A 16,043-nucleotide genomic window follows, 5' to 3' on the forward strand; every position below is an offset into this window, starting at 1 on the left:
ACGACTACTCCTATGAAAGACATGGCAATGAGCTCGCTCGCCAAGCGCGCGGTGTTCGATGCGTTCGCGAAGCTGAAGCCTCGCGAGCAGGCCAAGAATCCCGTCATGCTCATGGTCTACATTTCGGCCATCCTGACGCTCGTTTTGTTCGTGCTGTCGCTGTTCGGCATCGCTGACGCGCATCCCGGATTCATCATCGCCGTCTCGTTGGTGCTGTGGCTCACGGTGCTGTTCGCGAATTTCGCGGAAGCCATCGCCGAGGGTCGCGGCAAGGCGCAGGCCGACTCGCTGCGCGCCGCCAAGCGCGACGTGATGGCCCACAAGCTCAACGAAGGGCTTGTGGCCAAGGGCGCGCACGCCGACGACCCGGCCGAGTTCTTCCGCGTCCAGTCCGAGGAGGTGAACTCGGCCGTCCTTAAGAAGAAGGACCTGTTCTTCGTGGCGACGGGCGAGCAGATTCCCGCCGACGGCGAGATCGTCATGGGGGCCGCTTCGGTGGACGAGAGCGCCATCACCGGCGAGTCCGCCCCGGTCATCCGCGAGGCGGGAGGCGATCGCTCGGCCGTCACCGGCGGCACTACGGTGCTGTCCGACTGGCTGGTCGTGCGCGTGACGGCCGATGCTGGCCACAGCTTCCTCGACCAGATGATCGCCATGGTCGAGTCTGCCGCGCGCAAGAAGACCCCGAACGAGATCGCGCTCGAGATCCTGCTCATCGCGCTGACCATCGTGTTCCTCGTGGTGTCGGTGTCGCTGTTCACCTACAGCGCGTTCGGCGCTGGTCAGGCCGACATGTCGAACCCCACCACCATCACCTCGCTTGTGGCCCTGTTCGTGTGCTTGGCGCCCACCACCATCGGCGCTTTGCTCTCGGCCATCGGCATTGCCGGCATGAGCCGCCTCAATCAGGCGAACGTGCTAGCCATGAGCGGCCGTGCCGTGGAGGCTGCGGGCGATGTGGACGTGCTTTTGCTCGACAAGACGGGCACCATCACGCTGGGCAACCGCCAGGCGGCCGAGTTCCTTCCGGTCGACGGCGCCACCGAGCGCGAGGTGGCCGACGCCGCTCAGCTGGCCAGCCTCACCGACGAGACGCCCGAGGGCCGCAGCATCGTGGTGCTGGCGAAGGAGCGCTTCGATATCCGCGCTCGCGTGCTGGAGGGCTCCGGCATGGTGACCATTCCGTTCACGGCGCAGACGCGCATGAGCGGCGTGGACTTCGACGGCCACGAGATACGCAAGGGTGCGGCCGATGCCGTCAAAAGCTATGTCGAGGCGCACGGCGGCTCCTACAGCGACGAGTGCGCCAAGATCGTGGAGGACGTATCCCGCGCGGGCGGCACCCCGCTGCTCGTGGCGCGCGACCATCGCATCTTGGGCGTCGTGTACCTGAAGGACATCGTGAAGCAGGGCATCAAGGAGAACTTCGCCGACCTGCGCACCATGGGCATCAAGACCGTCATGATCACGGGCGACAATCCCATGACGGCCGCCGCCATCGCCGCCGAGGCCGGTGTGGACGACTTCATCGCCGAAGCCACGCCCGAGACGAAGCTCGCGGCCATCCGCCAGTACCAGGCCGAGGGCCACATGGTGGCCATGACGGGCGACGGCACGAACGACGCTCCGGCGCTTGCGCAGGCCGACGTGGCCGTGGCCATGAACAGCGGCACCCAGGCGGCGAAGGAGGCCGGCAACATGGTCGACCTCGACTCCAGCCCCACGAAGCTGCTCGACATCGTGCGCATCGGCAAGCAGCTGCTCATGACGCGCGGCAGCCTGACGACGTTCTCCATCGCCAACGACGTGGCGAAGTATTTCGCCATCATCCCGGCGCTGTTCGTCCCGCTGTACCCCGAGCTCGAGGCGCTCAACATCATGCACCTCACGAGCCCGACCACGGCCATCATGTCGGCGGTGATCTACAACGCGCTCATCATCGTGGCGCTCATCCCGCTGGCTCTGAAGGGCGTGAAGTACCGCGAGGCCACCTCGCAGAGCTTGCTCACCCGCAACCTGCTGGTGTACGGCCTGGGTGGCATCGTGCTGCCGTTCATCGCCATCAAGCTGCTCGACATGCTGATCACTCTGATGGGCGTCGCATAGGGAACAACGTGGTTCCGCTGCCGCCGCGGTCATGCGGCGGCAGCGGACGCAGGAAAGGATTCATGACATGAAACAGGCGAAGACGTGGGGAAGCGGGCTTCTGCTCTTCCTCGTGATGACGGTCATCACCGGCGTCGTCTACACCGCCGTGTGCACGGGCGTCGCCCAGCTGGCGTTTCCCTACCAGGCCAACGGGTCCATCATCGAGGTTGACGGCGTCAAGTACGGCAGCGAGCTCGTGGGCCAGCAGTTCACCGACGAAGACCATATGTGGGGGCGCGTGATGAGCCCGAGCACGGGCACGTTCACCAACAACGAGGGCGAGGACGTGCTGTGGTACGGCGCCTCGAACCTGAGCCCGGCCGGCGACGATTTCGCCGAGGCCGTGCAGGCGCGCATCGACGAGATCCATGCAGCGCATCCCGAGAAGGGCAGCGAGCCCATCCCGAGCGACCTCGTGACGAACTCCGGCAGCGGCTTCGACCCGCACATCTCGCCGGCGGCGGCCGAATACCAGGTTGAGCGCCTTGCGAAGAACACGGGCAAGAGCGAGGACGAGATCCGCGCCATCATCGAGAAGTGCACCGAGCAGCCGCAGCTCGGTATCTTGGGCGACGCGCGCGTGAACGTGCTCAAGGTGAACCTTATGCTGGACGGCATCTTGCCGGTCGAGTAGCGCGCGATTGCGTTTTGCGTCGGACAGGGCGCATGCGGGCGGTTCGCCGCATGCGCGGAAACGCCGACTGCGAGCGCGATGCGGGCTGTGCTCGCAAACGAAACTATGCGCGAACGCTCCGGGCGCTCGCGTGCTTTCGACGACATGGTATGATGAAATGCGGCAGAACGGGGCGGCGCCGAAAGCGCCGCCCTTTGGCCTGTTCGCGATGGGAAGGCAACGATGAGCGAGACGAGTTACGGCGATTTCGAGATGCGCCGCGATCCCGATGCGATCCTCAAGCAAATTGTCGAGGCCGAGGCGGCCGAGGGCGACACGCGCGGAAAACTCAAAATATTCTTCGGCTATGCTGCGGGTGTCGGCAAAACCTACGCCATGCTGGAAGAGGCCCATGCCGTTCGGGACAAGGGCTTCGACGTGGTGGTGGGCTACATCGAACCGCACACGCGCGCCGACACCATGGCCCTGCTCGACGGTTTGGAGCAGATTCCGCCTCTCGAGGTGAAGCATCGCGGCATCAAGCTGCGGGAATTCGATCTCGACGCGGTGCTCGAGCGCCGTCCGCAGATCGTGCTCGTGGACGAGTTCGCCCATACGAACGCGCCCGGCAGCCGCCACAAGAAGCGCTATCAGGACGTTGAGGAGCTTCTGCGCGCGGGCATCAACGTGTTCACCACCGTGAACGTGCAGCACCTCGAAGGCCTCAATGACAAAATAGCCTCCATCACGCACGTTAGCGTGGGCGAGCGCATTCCCGACCGCGTGTTCGACGAGGCTGCGTCCGTGGAGCTGGTGGACATCGAGCCGGACGATCTCATCGAACGTTTGGAGTCCGGCAAGATCTACGTCCCCGACCGCGCTCGTACGGCGCTCGGCAACTTCTTCACGCAGAAGAACCTGGCCGCCCTGCGCGAGATCGCGCTTCGCCGCATGGCCGACCGGCTCACGCGCAAAGCAGAGCACGCGGAAGCGGGCAAGCGCGTCGGCGCGGGCGAGGACGTGCTCGTGTACGTGACGCACGACCCCGGCATCGTGAAGGCCATCCGCACTGCGGCGAACATGGCCGAGTCGTACCACGGGGCGCTCACGGCGGTTGTGGTGGACTCCTCGCGATCCAAGCGTTTGGACAACGAGCAGCGCGGACGGCTGCGCGCCAACGTCGATTTGGCTGAGGAGCTGGGCGCGCACGTGGTCACGCTCTTCGGCGACGACATCGCCCAGCAGATCGCCCAGTACGCCGAATTGGCCGGCATCACGCATATCGTGGTGGGAAACGCCATGGGCTTGCGCACGGTCGCGCTGGGTCGCGAGGGGCTGGTGAGCCGCCTCATGAAGCTTGCGCACGGCGCGGTGATCGATGCTGTGCCCATCAAGGACCTGCCTGCGCAGTACGGCCGGTTGCGTGAGGCCACGGGGTTCCACCCCACCATGGGGGACGTGTGGAAGGCGCTCGCGTCGGTGGCGTTCTCGTCGGCGGTGGGCCTCGCCATTCGCGACATCGGTCTGTCGGATTCGATCACGCTCATGCTGTACCTCATCGTGGCGCTGCTCATCGCCACGAAGGCTGACGGGTTCCTCTATGCAGTCGTCGTGGCGCTGGGCAGCACGCTTGCGTACAACTTCTTCTTCGCAGTGCCGCGGTTCACCTTCAACGCTTACGGGCTGAACTATCCGGTCATCTTCGCGTTTCTGCTCATGGGCACGTTGGTGACGTCGACATTTGCCGTGCGCATGAAGCGCCAGGCGGAAAGCACCGCGCGCCGGGCGTACCGCATGGAGGTGCTGCTCGAGTCTAGCCGCCGCCTGCAGGCGGCGAACGACCTTCCCAGCTGCTTTCGGTCCACCGCCGAGCAGGTGATCAAGCTGCTGAACCGTCCGGTGGTCATGTACCGCCTCGACGACGAAGGGCATCTGCTCCCTCCCGAGGTTCACGACGCCCCGGGCACGTCGGGCGGAGATTCGTCGTCGGACAAGCTGACCTCCCCCGAGGAGGCCGGCGTGGCGGCGTGGGTGGCTTCGAACAGCGAGCGCGCCGGCGCGACCACCGACACGCTCGTCAACGCCCGCTGCCTGTATTTGCCCATCCGCTCGAAGGACGCCGTGTTCGGGGTGGCGGGCATCGCCATAGACGGCAACGACGACGATTTCGGCGCGTTCGAGAAGAACCTGCTGCTCATGATCCTGGACGAATGCGGACAGGCCGCCGAGCAGATCGCCTTCGCCAACGAGCGGCGCAGCATGGAGATGCGCGTCGAGAAGGAGACGCTGCGCTCGAATTTGCTGCGCACCATCTCGCACGACCTGCGCACGCCGCTCACGAGCATTTCAGGCGACGCGGACATCCTTTTGCATGACGACGGCGCCCTCACGAAAGAGCAGAAGGAGGGCATGTACCGCGACATCCACGACGACGCGCGCTGGCTCGTGACGTTGGTGGAGAACCTGCTGTCCATCACGCGCATAGACAACGGCACCATGCAGATCGCCCAACAGCCCGAGTTGGTGGGTGAAGTCGTTCATGAGGCACTTCTTCATGTCGACAGGAGGGCGGAGGCTCGCCGCATCGACGTGAACATCGGGGACGATCTGTTGATGGCGGTCATGGACGCGCGCCTGATCGTGCAGGTGATCATCAACTTGGTGAACAATGCCGTGTCCTACACGCCGTCCGAAGGCCGCATCACGGTGTCGGCGCGCGAGGAGCGTCTGGTCGAGGGCGGCGCGCGCGTGCGCATCTCGGTTGCCGACGAAGGGCCCGGCATTTCCGATGAGGATCGCGAGCACATCTTCGATCTGTTCTACAATGGTTCCACCGGCAAGCCGAGCGGGAAAAGCGGCGACTTCAAGCGCGGCATGGGCTTGGGGTTGTCTCTGTGCCGCTCCATCGTGGAGGTGCATGGTGGAAAGCTTGAGGTGCGTAACGCTCTTCCGCATGGGTGCGTGTTCTCCTTCACGTTGCCGGCGGTGGACGCGAATGCGCTGGTGAGCGAAGCGCGTCGGCAAGACGAAGGGAGGACGGAGGAAGCGCGTGGCTGATGGATACCGGATACTTGTGGTCGAGGACGATGCTGCCGTGCGTCGCCTGGTCACAACGACGCTCAACGTGCACGGGTACGCGGTGCACGAGGCGAAAACGGCTTCGCAAGCGCTGTTGGAGCTGTCGTCGCAAGCGCCCGACCTGGCTATCCTCGACTTGGGGCTGCCCGACGGCAACGGCGTGGACGTTATTCGCACGCTGCGGGAGTGGTCGTCGCTTCCGGTGATCGTGCTGTCCGCGCGTCTCGAGGACGCCGACAAGGTGGCGGCCCTCGATGCCGGGGCCGACGACTATCTGGTGAAGCCGTTCTCCGTGGAGGAGCTGCTCGCGCGCGTGCGCGTGGCGTTGCGTCGCCTCGACCGCGAGCGCGCGCTCGCAGGGGGTCCCGAGGAGGTCGTCTACGAGAACGGAGCGCTGCGCATCGACTACTCAGCCGCCTGCGTGACGCGCGATGGCGAAGAGGTGCACCTCACGCCGTCGGAGTACAAGCTTCTGTGCCTGCTCGCGCGCAACACCGGCAAGGTGCTCACGCACAACTATCTGCTCAAGGAGGTGTGGGGCAGCGCGCTCGCTTCCGACCGCTCGTCGCTGCGCGTGTTCATGGCCACGCTGCGCAAGAAGATCGAGCCCGATCCCGCCAAGCCCGCCTACATTCAAACCCATGTGGGCGTGGGCTATCGCATGATGCGCGTGGAGTGAGGGCGGTTCGATCCGAAGCGTCTTCGATGCCCGGCGCCGCGTCCATGGCGTGTTGAATCTGGCGGCGGTGCGTCGTCGAAGGTCCGCTTTCGAGGCGGAGGATGAGCGACTCGGCGTCTTCGATCACGGGTGCTTTGCATGAGGCTGCAGCACGGACGCTGTTCTCGTATGATCTCTCAAACCCGGCAAGCCCTTTGTTCTCGTCGCGATCCCTTGTGGTAAAGCGATGCTTGCGCTGTGCCGAGCGTGGCCGGCGCCCGCTCCAGCGAGTTGCATCGCGCTCGCTGCGCGTCGTCCCCGACCGGCGCGCCAAGCGGATTTGACGAAATGACAGGGATATTAGCTTGAGCGCGAGCTTCTGATCGGCGAAAATGGGAAGGGGGTGGCACCGTCTATCCCGAATGTCGAAGAAAAGCAATTGTTCGATGACGCGAGCGCTCCAGGGTGGAAAAGCGATCAGGAGGAAGCGCATGGTGGGGGATAAGTTGGTGAAGCTGCGGAAGAAGCAGGGGATGAGCCAGCAGCAGGTGGCGTCGGTGCTCGGCGTAACCCGGCAGACGGTGTCCAATTGGGAATGCGGTCAGGGCGCTCCGGCGCTCGACAAGGCGGGCGAGCTTGCGCGGCTGTACGGCGTGAGCTTGGACGATCTGGTGGCCGATGCCGTGGCAGTGATGACTGCCGATTCCGTTGTCGACGCGGAGCCGCGCGACTTGCATGTGCTTAAACTGCTAGAAGGGCGACGCTGCCGCATATGCTACCGCCGCTCCGACATGGTGGACATCATGAAGTCCTCCTCCCTGCCCGACAAGGCGCGCGTGTTGGGGGTCACCGACGACTGGATGCGGGTCGGACACGATCTGGGCACCGGCAACCCCTGGTCGAAGAAGGAGGCGGCGATCAGCCTCATCGACGTGAACCTCGTCGACAGCGTGCTCGTCTGGCCGATCGATGACGATGCGGCGGCGCCGACTCCAAAGGGGGCGGAGGCGTGATGGAGCTTCTGCTGATCGTCATCATCGTGCAGCTTGGGTTCGTGCTGAGCAGACTGCCCAAGGGGAAGGGGGCTTCAGAGGAAAGCTTCCTCGATCACTACGTTCGCGAGCGCAAGAAGAATGCCGAGCTCGTTGCCTCCCAGCTGCGCGAACTGCGCCTGCGGGCATGCTCGTTCACCCTTTGGGAGCCGGGGCGCGTCTTCGTCGAAGCGGGTTCTCCCGCCTCGCAAGGGCGCGGCGTCGTCATCGATTCGGACGACGTGTGGGTGCTCATCGAATGCCCGGCTCCTTTCGGCGCCAAAGGGGCGACGCAGCGTTTGCTCCGCATCGAGGATGTCAAGTCCGTCGCCGAGATCGTCGGATGATCCCGACCCGTCGGTGTCTCCGCTCGGAGGAGCCGACGGGTCTTTGACCTAATCGGTCAGCTGCTGTGCAGCGTTCGCCGACCGCGAGAAGCGGATGCCGTGCGACGTCCCGCCTCCCGTCGAACGTGGGCGGTGCTGTATTGGGGGCGGAGCGGCGTTCGAAGGCGAGCCGACGCCGCTCCGCCCCCATGCGCTGATAAGCTTCGGGAAGCCACGTGCCGTGGAAAGGGGTTGTTGCAACGCGTCGCCGAACTCGCCGAATGCCGAACAGCCATCGCGAGGGGCGTGCATGGTTCTCTCGATGCCGAGCGCCCTCGTTAAGGCCGGGCGCATGTTCTGCCGGGAGCATGGCCGTCTCCCCAAGGTTGCTCGTGCTTGGGCCGATCCCGCCCCTCCCGGGTTTGCGCGGAGGCTCCATCCCAGGTGCGTGCGGCCTTCTCTTCGGGCTCATCTCGTGCGCCGTGGGCGCGGTGCTCGCTGATCGGCGTGTCGAGGGATGGCTGGGAACGGATCGGGACGGAGCCCGTGCCATGATCTCGCCTCCTTCGATGGCGGTGGCGAGGGCGCGTCCGTACGCGATGCGCGTCGCGCATCCTTCTGGCATGCAAGGCGCGCCTGTCGCGGGCGCGTTCGATCGTCTTCTGGTTTCGAGGAGCTTGCAAGCGCTGCGTCCGGCCGACGGGGAGCGCCCTCCCCTTGCCTCTTCGGAGCGCGCAGGATGCGCGGCGCTCCCGCCGGCTCGTTCCAGCGAAGCCATAGCGCGTCTGGGAACGTATCTACGAGGAAGGGGATTCGACGCGCAGGGGCATCGTGCCATGGTTGGCCAAGGGATACTCGCTCAAGAACGCTCGTTCATGGACCAGGTCTCTGGTTCGACGCCCGGCCCATCGTCGCTCGAAGCGCGTTTCGCACGAACGATGCCGGTCAAAGGCTTGGAAGATCGATGCGCTTTGGGCTTCGCCAAAGGATGGCAGGGCATCAACGGGAGGGCGATGCTTCGCTTCAGGCGAGAGGGCATGGCTGCGGAGCAGATTTCGTGGCGGGCGGCGTGTTGGGCGAAGGGGCGAGCTGTCTTTGGCGAGCGGCAATGCGCGCCGACGATCCGAAAGCGCTTGGCTGCGAGTTGCTGGCTTTGCGGGAGGCGATGGAAGGTCGAAGCTCGAGTAGGCGACGTTCGTCGCCAGGCAAGGCGAGAGGGCGACTTTCGAGCGCGGAGAGGGGCGTATCGACCAGCTGCCCGCGCGGCTGCAGCTCCTTCGCCAACTGGCCGCGCTCGGTTACTCCGGTTTCCTCGCCACGTGCACCGCAGCGATGCCGCCAGTGTGGTTCTTCCAGGTCACATCCTCGAACCCGGCCTTCTCCATCATGGCCGCCAAGCCCTGCTGGTCGGGGAACGCCTTGATCGAACGCGCCAGGTACACGAAACCCTCGCGGTCGCCCGTGATGAGCCCACCCCAGAACGGTATGAGGTGCTTGAGGTAGAAATGGTAGAGCGCACGCCACACGCGGTTCGGCGGCGTGCTGAACTCCAGGCACACGAGCGAGCCGCCCGGCTTCAGCACGCGGAGCATCTCGGCGAGCGCCCGGTCGCGCTCGGGCATGTTGCGGATGCCGTAGGCCATGGTGATCGCATCGTACGACTCGTCGGCGTAGGGGATGTCCTGCGCGTCCACCACCTCGAAGTCAACCGGCACGCCGTTCGCCTTGCCGTCGGCATAGTGCATGCGCGCCACGTCGAGCATCTCGTTCACGAGGTCGGTGCACTGGATGTGGGCCGGCCGCTTCGCGCGCGCCACGGTGAACGCCACATCGCCCGTGCCGCCCGCGATGTCCAGCACGTCGTCGTCCGGGCCGATGGGGGCCTGGCGCATCATGCCGGCGAGCCACGCCTTGTACGCGCCGAAGCTCGACACGGCGTTGAACCGCTCGTACTTCTTCGCGATGGTCGAGAATATCTCCTTCACGCGCGCGGACGAGAGGTCGGCGGGCGCTTCCTTGCCGGTGGCGGTGTCGATGCTCACAGGTGGCGCTCCATCAGGTAAACGTGGTCGGTCGATTGGCGAAGCCCCAGTATAGCGCGACGCCCTAGAAGTCGGATGCTATCTCGCAGGTTCTCCGCAGATGGTTCGCCAGGTACGGCACCGCGAACCGCACGTATCCCCGCCGCGGGGCTTCTATGATGCCGGCGCTCATCAGGCGCTTGCGGTACTTTTGCGCGTAGTCGCGCGTGACGCCCATGCGCTCGGCGATGTCTGCGAGGCGACTTTCATTCTCGTCTTGGGACATGGCGACCAGGAAGCACGCGTCCTTGTCGGAAAGCGCGGCGAGCGTTGTGCCGCACACGTCGTTTTCGAAGCTGGCCTGTGCGCTTGCCAAGGCGTTCTCGAGGGATTCGTCGTCTACGGTTCCGTCGTCTGCAGCGTACAGCACCAGGTTGTGCCCAACAAGTTGAAGCAGGTAGGGAGAACCGCACGTCGCCGCCACTGCTCTGCGCCTGTGATCGGGCGATACGTGCAAGCCCAGCTGCTTGAAAGCCTTGACGAAGAACGCGTCGATCTCCACTGGGGCAAGAGGCTCAAGCGAAAGCTTGCCTGCACGGTTAAGGAAGGTGAGAACACGATCGTTCAACGTCGCCGAGACAGCAGCCGGCAGCCCCGCCATGATCAACGCGACGTTCGCGCGCGCCCCGACGAGCTCCTGATAGGCAGCGACAAGCTGGCGCACCTGCGGATCGTTTCCTTGGATCTCGTCCACGAGGATGAGAACGCCCCTGTTCCGTTGTGCGAGGGCTTCGCAAAGATGCGAGAGCTGGTAAGGGAAACTCTTCGATGTGCGGACGTTCCGATCGAATTGCAGGCCGGCCGAGAATCCCAGTGCCCCGACGCTTCCGCCGGTGAGATGTGCTGTCTTCTCCTTCACGTAACGCTCGCCGTCATCCTGGATTTTCTCGATGACGCGCTCGAGCATGCCCTCGGTGGCGATGGTCGGATTCGCTACGACGAAGCCGAGCTCACGTGCGCGGTCCGCCACCTCCCAAAGGAGCACCGTCTTGCCCGATCCTCTTTGGCCCAGGAGGAGGGTCGCCCTGCTGCGGCTTCCCGGAGGCTCCTCGAGCCCCGCAAGCATTTCGGCCACGACGGCATCTCGGCCGACAAGGCGGCTCGGCCGGTTGCCGAACGCTGGGGAGAACACGCTGTCTCTCATAATGCTCCTTCATTGCTTTCCTTTTTTTCCTATTCTTTCCTTTTTTTCCTATTTGTCAATGACGAGGATGAAAAGGCGCGCGCATTGATGGGAGGTAATCTAGCTGGCTGGACAAAATCGAAGGCTATGGCAAGGGGGACGCGGGTTGCGGGAGTGCGCTGCTTGCGTGAAAGCATAAAACCGCAGGTCGCAACAGTCTGTGACGAATCGGGCGAACGTGGAGGCCCCCCCAAATCACCCCGTTTTGTCCATGATGCTATCGGTTATATAAAAAAGCGCGGTCGCCGGGGGAAGGCAGCCGCGCTCTCCTACTTTTCCTTGCGGTCGCGCAGCTCTCCCAGCTTGCGGGCCTCGCGGGCGCCCTTCGCGCCGCCGGCTCCCTGCAGGCCGCCGGCGTCGCGCGGCACGGTGCGGGCCACCTCGCCGCGGGCCAGCGCCTCCTCGCGCTCGCGTTCCTCGGCCATCATCTGCTCGAGCAGCGGGTCGCGCTCCACGGTGCGCGCGGCCTCGGCGCGGATGGCGGCGTAGCGCCCGGCCTCCACGCCCGTGCCGGCGCGCCCGGCCTCCAGGCTTGCGTTCGCGGCGTCGAAGGCGTCGTTCGTGTTCGCTTCGGAGAACCCGGGCGCCACCACGCTGCCGAACGCGGCTACCTGCGCGCCGCCCTCGTCGGCGAGCGCGCGGCCATCGCCCATGCCGTCCACGGCCAGGCCCTTGAATGTGCAGTTGGGCGTGCCGTCGGCGTTCCAGGCGGGGGAGAGCTCGCCGGTGGTCTGGTCCGGGTAGTCGAAGTCGCTCTTTGCGGGTCGCCATTTGCCGGTCAGCTTCGCCAGCGCGTTTGCCGGCTCGTTCGTGAGCCAGAGCTTCGCCAAGTGCAACGCGTGCGTTGGTTTCACGTCGAAGGCCCAGTTCAGCTCCGACTTCTCGGCCACCGTGTTCTCGGACAGGCGCTCGAACTCGGCCTTCAAGGCCCCCAGGCGCGCGTCGATGCGGCCGGTGCCGTTGTACAGCACGTCGTCCAGGCGGTTCATCTGCTCGCGCGCCTCGCGGATGCGCTTGTCGGTGGCGGCGGCCATCCCGGCGTCCAGGATGCCGTGCTCGCCCTTGATGCGGTTCAGGTCGAGCGCCGCGTCGTAGGTGGCGTCCACCATCTCGTCCACGCTCATGGAGGTGCTCTCGTAGTTCATGATGTGCTTCCACGAGGGCAGGATCATGCGCTCGCGATGCTCCTCGAACGTGCGGGCGCGCAAGCGATAGCCGTACTTCTCCGGGTTGTCGAACGCGATGGATCCCACGTCCAGAAACGGCGCCATGGGTGAGGTCAGCACCACGAGCCGCGGGTCGTAATTCACACGCTCGTACAAATGCTGCACGTAGGCCCCGGTCTCGCGCACGCTGGCGGCGGTCTGCTTGGGGATGCCCGTCATGAAGTACAGGTCGAACCGCTCGCAGTTGGGGTGCGACAGCGCGTCGACGATGGTGTCCTCCAGCTCGGCCATGGTGTAGTGACCCTTGCCGAACGCCTTGCGCACGTCGTCGTCGTGGCTCTCGGCCGAGATCTCCACCGACCAGTTGCCCAGGTTGTCGTCGAGCAGCTGGTAGAACTCGTCGCCGCCCGGCGGCGGGCCGAAGAACTCGAAGCCGATGGGGTTGTGCACCTTGCCCTTGAGCCCGGTGATGAACTCGTGCGTGTACGCCTCGCCCGCCTGCAGGAAGTCGTTCAGCACGAAGATGGGGCCCCACACGTGGTTCTGCACGTTCTCAATGTCGCGGATGAGCAGCTTCGGGTCGCGCCAGGCCACGCGCCGGCGGCCGAAGTGGTTCTTGAACGCGTAGGCGCTGCCGCCGCAGGTGGCGCAGTTGCGCGCGCAGCCGCGGCACGTGAGGCTGGCCGTCACGGGGTACGAGAGCCACCCCTTCATGGGCAGGTAGCTGGTCATGTCGTGATGGCGCAGCACGCCCTTCATGGGGTAGGCGTAGTCAAGCGAGATGGCGTCCATGTCGTCGGGCACCCACGACAGCGGGTTGATGCGGATGGCCCCCGAGGCGTCCTTCCACGTGAGGTTCGGGATGTCCGACAGGTCGCCCACCGGTGTGTGCGTCTTGGCTGCCCGCGCCACGCGCTCGATGAGCATGCGCATGGGCTCCTCGGTGGAGTCGCCGCGGAACACGTAGTCGATGCAGTCGTACTTGATCAGGTCCTCGTGGAAGATCGACGACGACAGCCCGCCGAACGACACCGGCACGTCCGGGTGCAGGCGCTTCAATATCTTCGCCACCTCGATGGAGCCGTGGCAGTGCGGCATCCAGTGCAGATCGATGCCGAACATGTGCGAGTCCAGGCGCGCCAGGTTCTTCTCCACGTCGAAGTTCTTCTTGTGCAGCATCATCGACGCCAGGTTGTAGATGCGCGAGCGCAGCCCGTGGCGCTCCAGGTACTCGCAGAGCGTCGTGAGCCCCAACGGGTACATCTCGAAGATGGGCGTGGAGGGCACCATGTCGGACACGGGCCCGTACATGATGGAGCGCTCGCGGAAGTCGTAGGTCGCGGGCGCGTGGATGTATGTCATGTCGAGTGTTTGCATAGGCCGAAGTATAGCGCTCGTTTCCGCGTTGTCCCGGCCGAATTCCCCGCGTCCCGTTTTTTCACAGGTTCGAGCCCCGCGCCCCGTCGCCCCGCGCCCCGCGCCCCGCGCCAGCTCGCCCGCGTTCCCACCGATTCGCCTCTGTGACTTTGGAGGAGAGCGGGGGGGGGGGATGCTATGATAGATGCCCTTGCGGCATAATGCAGGTCGCCCGGGCGCATTCATTGCCCGGGCGACCGTCGATTAGTCGGAGGTGGGGAGGGAGGGTTTGTCTCCGCCCGAGGTGTGGCCTTACTTGCCGTTTGCCTTGTCGAGCGCCTGCTGGACGGCGTTCTTCAGGGCGTTGCTGGCCGTGGTTGCGCCGGTAACCGTATCGACATCGGTCGAATTCGCTTCGATCATCGCCTGTGGCATTGTGTCCCAGAGATCGCGGGTGACCGTGCTCGTTTCATGCTGTTCGACCACTTCGATATTGGTCATTTTGCCGCTTTCGACTTTCACTTTGACCACGACGTACTCGTGAATGCCTTCAGCTGCGCCTGCGTATTCGTTTTCGCCGCATGTGACGTTTGCGGTGGGATCGTCCACTGCTACCATGTCGCTAGGGATGTCGGCCGTTTCTACTGAGATCTCGGGACCGTCATCCTTGGAGGCTGCGGCATTCGCGCCAGCCGTCCTGCCGCTATAAAGGCATTCAGCGATATTGCCTCCGGCGATGTAAGCGCCCGCCCAGAACGAGCCGAATTCGCCCGCTCCATACAGATGAGGGATTGGGTTGTCGCGCGCATCGAGAATTTGGCAATTGACGTCGCGCTTCGCTCCGCCCTGCGCGTTCACGAATCCACCGAACACTTTCGCTGCGTAAAACGGCGGCGTTTCGATGGGCGCAAGCGTTTCCGGTGCGCGATTGAATTCCATGTCATGTCCGGCGTCGCAGTACGAATTGTAATCGGAGACGGTTTGCTCGAGCGCTGCTGCGTCGACGCCTATTTTCTCGGCTAGCTCTGAAATGGTGTCGGCTGAGAGGTAGACCGATTCGTCGGTGATGCCGTAATCGGTCGATCGAACGACGCCGGTCGCGTCCATCACAGCCCACATATCCTTTGGCAGCTGGATGTTCTGCGGCGTGTTTCCAATGGCCAAATGTCCATGGTGCTGGTATCCGCTTTCAGCCATGAAGCGCTTGCCGAAGATGTCGACGTAGATGTTGTTTCCGTTGGAGCCCCAGCGGATGGAAGAAGTGCAGCCCCAGTAGACCCGGTCGATGTTGGGTACCTTCGATTCGATATAGGGTCCCGAAAGCGCCGACATGTGCCACAGCTGCGCGCCGATCTCCGTTGTCATGGTGATGCCGTCTCCGGTGTTGTGAATGGATCCGACCGGATAGGAGCCAACTCGGTGCGCGTAGGTTTCCAGCATGTTGAGGTTCGCTTCGTAGCTGCCGCATGACAACACGATACCGTTACGCGCAAGCACGCTAACGTTCTTGCCATTGTGCTTGACGACAAGACCGGTCACGACACCCGTGGCCGAGTCGCGCACGAGCTTCGTCGCGGGGGCGTTGAACCATACCGTAATACTGTCGAGACGGTTCTCCACCTGCTTTCGCAGTAGTTTCCAAAGCTTCTTTTCGTTGTTGTCAGGTGCATTGACCTGCATGGAGTGGCAGATGCGTTGGTTGTTGCGCTCTCCGTTGGGCCAGATGGCGTATTCGTTGTATTCCCATTTGCCGCTGTCGTCCTGAGCGAGCCAGTTCGTGGAGGAAGCATCGGCGAAGACCACAGGTCCGAACATCTCGATTGCCTCCTCTTTCGTGTCGAACGTTTTCGCAGGTGTCGAAACCGTTGCTCCGAGAGATTCGAGCCACGCCTTGTTTTCCTTGCCGCCCTTGGCCATGTAACGTAGAATCTCCTCGGTGGCGTCGCGATGGCCGTCGGCCATGGCCTTGAGGAACTGGTAGCCGTCTTCCTCGTTCTCCCATGTCAGCATGACTTGCTCACAGTAGCGGGAGTTGCCGCCTTCTTCGTGCTCAGGAGCCTTGTCGATGAGCAGCACCCGGGCGCCGTTGTCCGCGGCAGTGATAGCTGCTGCGGCACCTGCATCACCGAATCCCACGACCACAACGTCGTACGAGGTGTCCCAGTCGGCAGCGTCGCTTGTCGTCGTCTCGCTTTTTGAAGACGAAGGCGCGCATCCGGCAAGACCCGTGAGTCCGACTGCTCCCGCTGCCAACCCTGCTCCCATGAGGAATTGCCTTCTCGATACCCCGTTGATCTGATTGCCCATAGCGATCCTCCTCCTTGTTCGGTTCGATTCGCTTCCCTTGCAGGGATGGGCCGATTGTCTTTGACGCGGTCGGAACAGGTAACGGACAAAAAGGGA

General features: G+C 64.2%; 10 protein-coding genes. 6 read left to right on the plus strand and 4 right to left on the minus strand.

Going from position 1 to position 16,043, the window contains the following annotated elements:
* The first annotated feature begins 12 nt into the window (after positions 1 to 12).
* The 6 genes from kdpB to B5F40_RS08155 all read left to right on the plus strand — a co-directional run bounded on the left by kdpB (position 13) and on the right by B5F40_RS08155 (position 7,875).
* Positions 13 to 2,106: a potassium-transporting ATPase subunit KdpB gene (kdpB, locus tag B5F40_RS08130; RefSeq protein ID WP_239442959.1), complete on the plus strand. Its 2,094-nt coding sequence runs from the start codon at positions 13 to 15 to the stop codon at positions 2,104 to 2,106.
* A 67-nt stretch (positions 2,107 to 2,173) separates the two neighbouring features.
* Positions 2,174 to 2,782 carry a potassium-transporting ATPase subunit KdpC gene (gene kdpC, locus B5F40_RS08135; protein ID WP_087193839.1) on the plus strand — a complete coding sequence of 203 codons (609 nt, stop codon included), beginning with the start codon at positions 2,174 to 2,176 and terminating at the stop codon, positions 2,780 to 2,782.
* A 222-nt stretch (positions 2,783 to 3,004) separates the two neighbouring features.
* Positions 3,005 to 5,818: a sensor histidine kinase gene (locus B5F40_RS08140; RefSeq protein ID WP_087193840.1), complete on the plus strand. Its 2,814-nt coding sequence runs from the start codon at positions 3,005 to 3,007 to the stop codon at positions 5,816 to 5,818.
* Complete coding sequence (locus B5F40_RS08145; protein ID WP_087193841.1) at positions 5,811 to 6,518, plus strand: response regulator; 708 nt, start codon at positions 5,811 to 5,813, stop codon at positions 6,516 to 6,518. The genes B5F40_RS08140 and B5F40_RS08145 overlap by 8 nt, the downstream gene beginning before the upstream one ends.
* A gap of 470 nt (positions 6,519 to 6,988) precedes the next feature.
* Positions 6,989 to 7,510 carry a helix-turn-helix transcriptional regulator gene (locus tag B5F40_RS08150; protein ID WP_087193842.1) on the plus strand — a complete coding sequence of 174 codons (522 nt, stop codon included), beginning with the start codon at positions 6,989 to 6,991 and terminating at the stop codon, positions 7,508 to 7,510.
* Entirely contained in the window at positions 7,510 to 7,875 is a 366-nt protein-coding gene (locus tag B5F40_RS08155; RefSeq protein WP_239442960.1) for a hypothetical protein, read from the plus strand. Before B5F40_RS08150 ends, B5F40_RS08155 begins: the two co-directional genes overlap by 1 nt.
* A 1,277-nt stretch (positions 7,876 to 9,152) precedes the next feature.
* On the opposite strand, the gene B5F40_RS08160 is transcribed toward B5F40_RS08155, so the two are convergent.
* From B5F40_RS08160 to B5F40_RS08175, 4 genes are all read right to left on the minus strand, one after another.
* On the minus strand, positions 9,153 to 9,896 hold the full coding sequence (locus B5F40_RS08160) for a class I SAM-dependent methyltransferase (protein ID WP_087193844.1): 744 nt from the start codon (positions 9,894 to 9,896) through the stop codon (positions 9,153 to 9,155).
* 64 nt (positions 9,897 to 9,960) lie between these two features.
* Positions 9,961 to 11,079: a BREX system ATP-binding domain-containing protein gene (locus B5F40_RS08165; RefSeq protein ID WP_087193845.1), complete on the minus strand. Its 1,119-nt coding sequence runs from the start codon at positions 11,077 to 11,079 to the stop codon at positions 9,961 to 9,963.
* Positions 11,080 to 11,387: 308 nt separating this feature from the next.
* Complete coding sequence (locus B5F40_RS08170) at positions 11,388 to 13,646, minus strand: TIGR04190 family B12-binding domain/radical SAM domain protein (protein WP_162610930.1); 2,259 nt, start codon at positions 13,644 to 13,646, stop codon at positions 11,388 to 11,390.
* A gap of 306 nt (positions 13,647 to 13,952) precedes the next feature.
* Positions 13,953 to 15,947 (minus strand): FAD-binding protein, encoded by a 1,995-nt coding sequence (locus tag B5F40_RS08175; RefSeq protein ID WP_087193847.1) that lies wholly within the window; start codon positions 15,945 to 15,947, stop codon positions 13,953 to 13,955.
* Between the last annotated feature and the right edge of the window lie 96 nt (positions 15,948 to 16,043).

It is taken from the genome of Gordonibacter sp. An230, from assembly GCF_002159915.1.
Taxonomy (GTDB): Bacteria; Actinomycetota; Coriobacteriia; order Coriobacteriales; family Eggerthellaceae; genus Rubneribacter.

What these genes read in the sequence shown, in the direction of transcription:
- B5F40_RS08140 (WP_087193840.1), top strand. Translation starts at nt 3,005, where the DNA reads ATGAGCGAGACGAGTTACGGCGATTTCGAGATGCGCCGCGATCCCGAT.
- B5F40_RS08150 (WP_087193842.1), top strand. Translation starts at nt 6,989, where the DNA reads ATGGTGGGGGATAAGTTGGTGAAGCTGCGGAAGAAGCAGGGGATGAGC.
- B5F40_RS08175 (WP_087193847.1), bottom strand. Translation starts at nt 15,947, where the DNA reads ATGGGCAATCAGATCAACGGGGTATCGAGAAGGCAATTCCTCATGGGA.
- B5F40_RS08155 (WP_239442960.1), top strand. Translation starts at nt 7,510, where the DNA reads ATGGAGCTTCTGCTGATCGTCATCATCGTGCAGCTTGGGTTCGTGCTG.
- B5F40_RS08170 (WP_162610930.1), bottom strand. Translation starts at nt 13,646, where the DNA reads ATGACATACATCCACGCGCCCGCGACCTACGACTTCCGCGAGCGCTCC.
- kdpB (WP_239442959.1), top strand. Translation starts at nt 13, where the DNA reads ATGAAAGACATGGCAATGAGCTCGCTCGCCAAGCGCGCGGTGTTCGAT.
- B5F40_RS08165 (WP_087193845.1), bottom strand. Translation starts at nt 11,079, where the DNA reads ATGAGAGACAGCGTGTTCTCCCCAGCGTTCGGCAACCGGCCGAGCCGC.
- kdpC (WP_087193839.1), top strand. Translation starts at nt 2,174, where the DNA reads ATGAAACAGGCGAAGACGTGGGGAAGCGGGCTTCTGCTCTTCCTCGTG.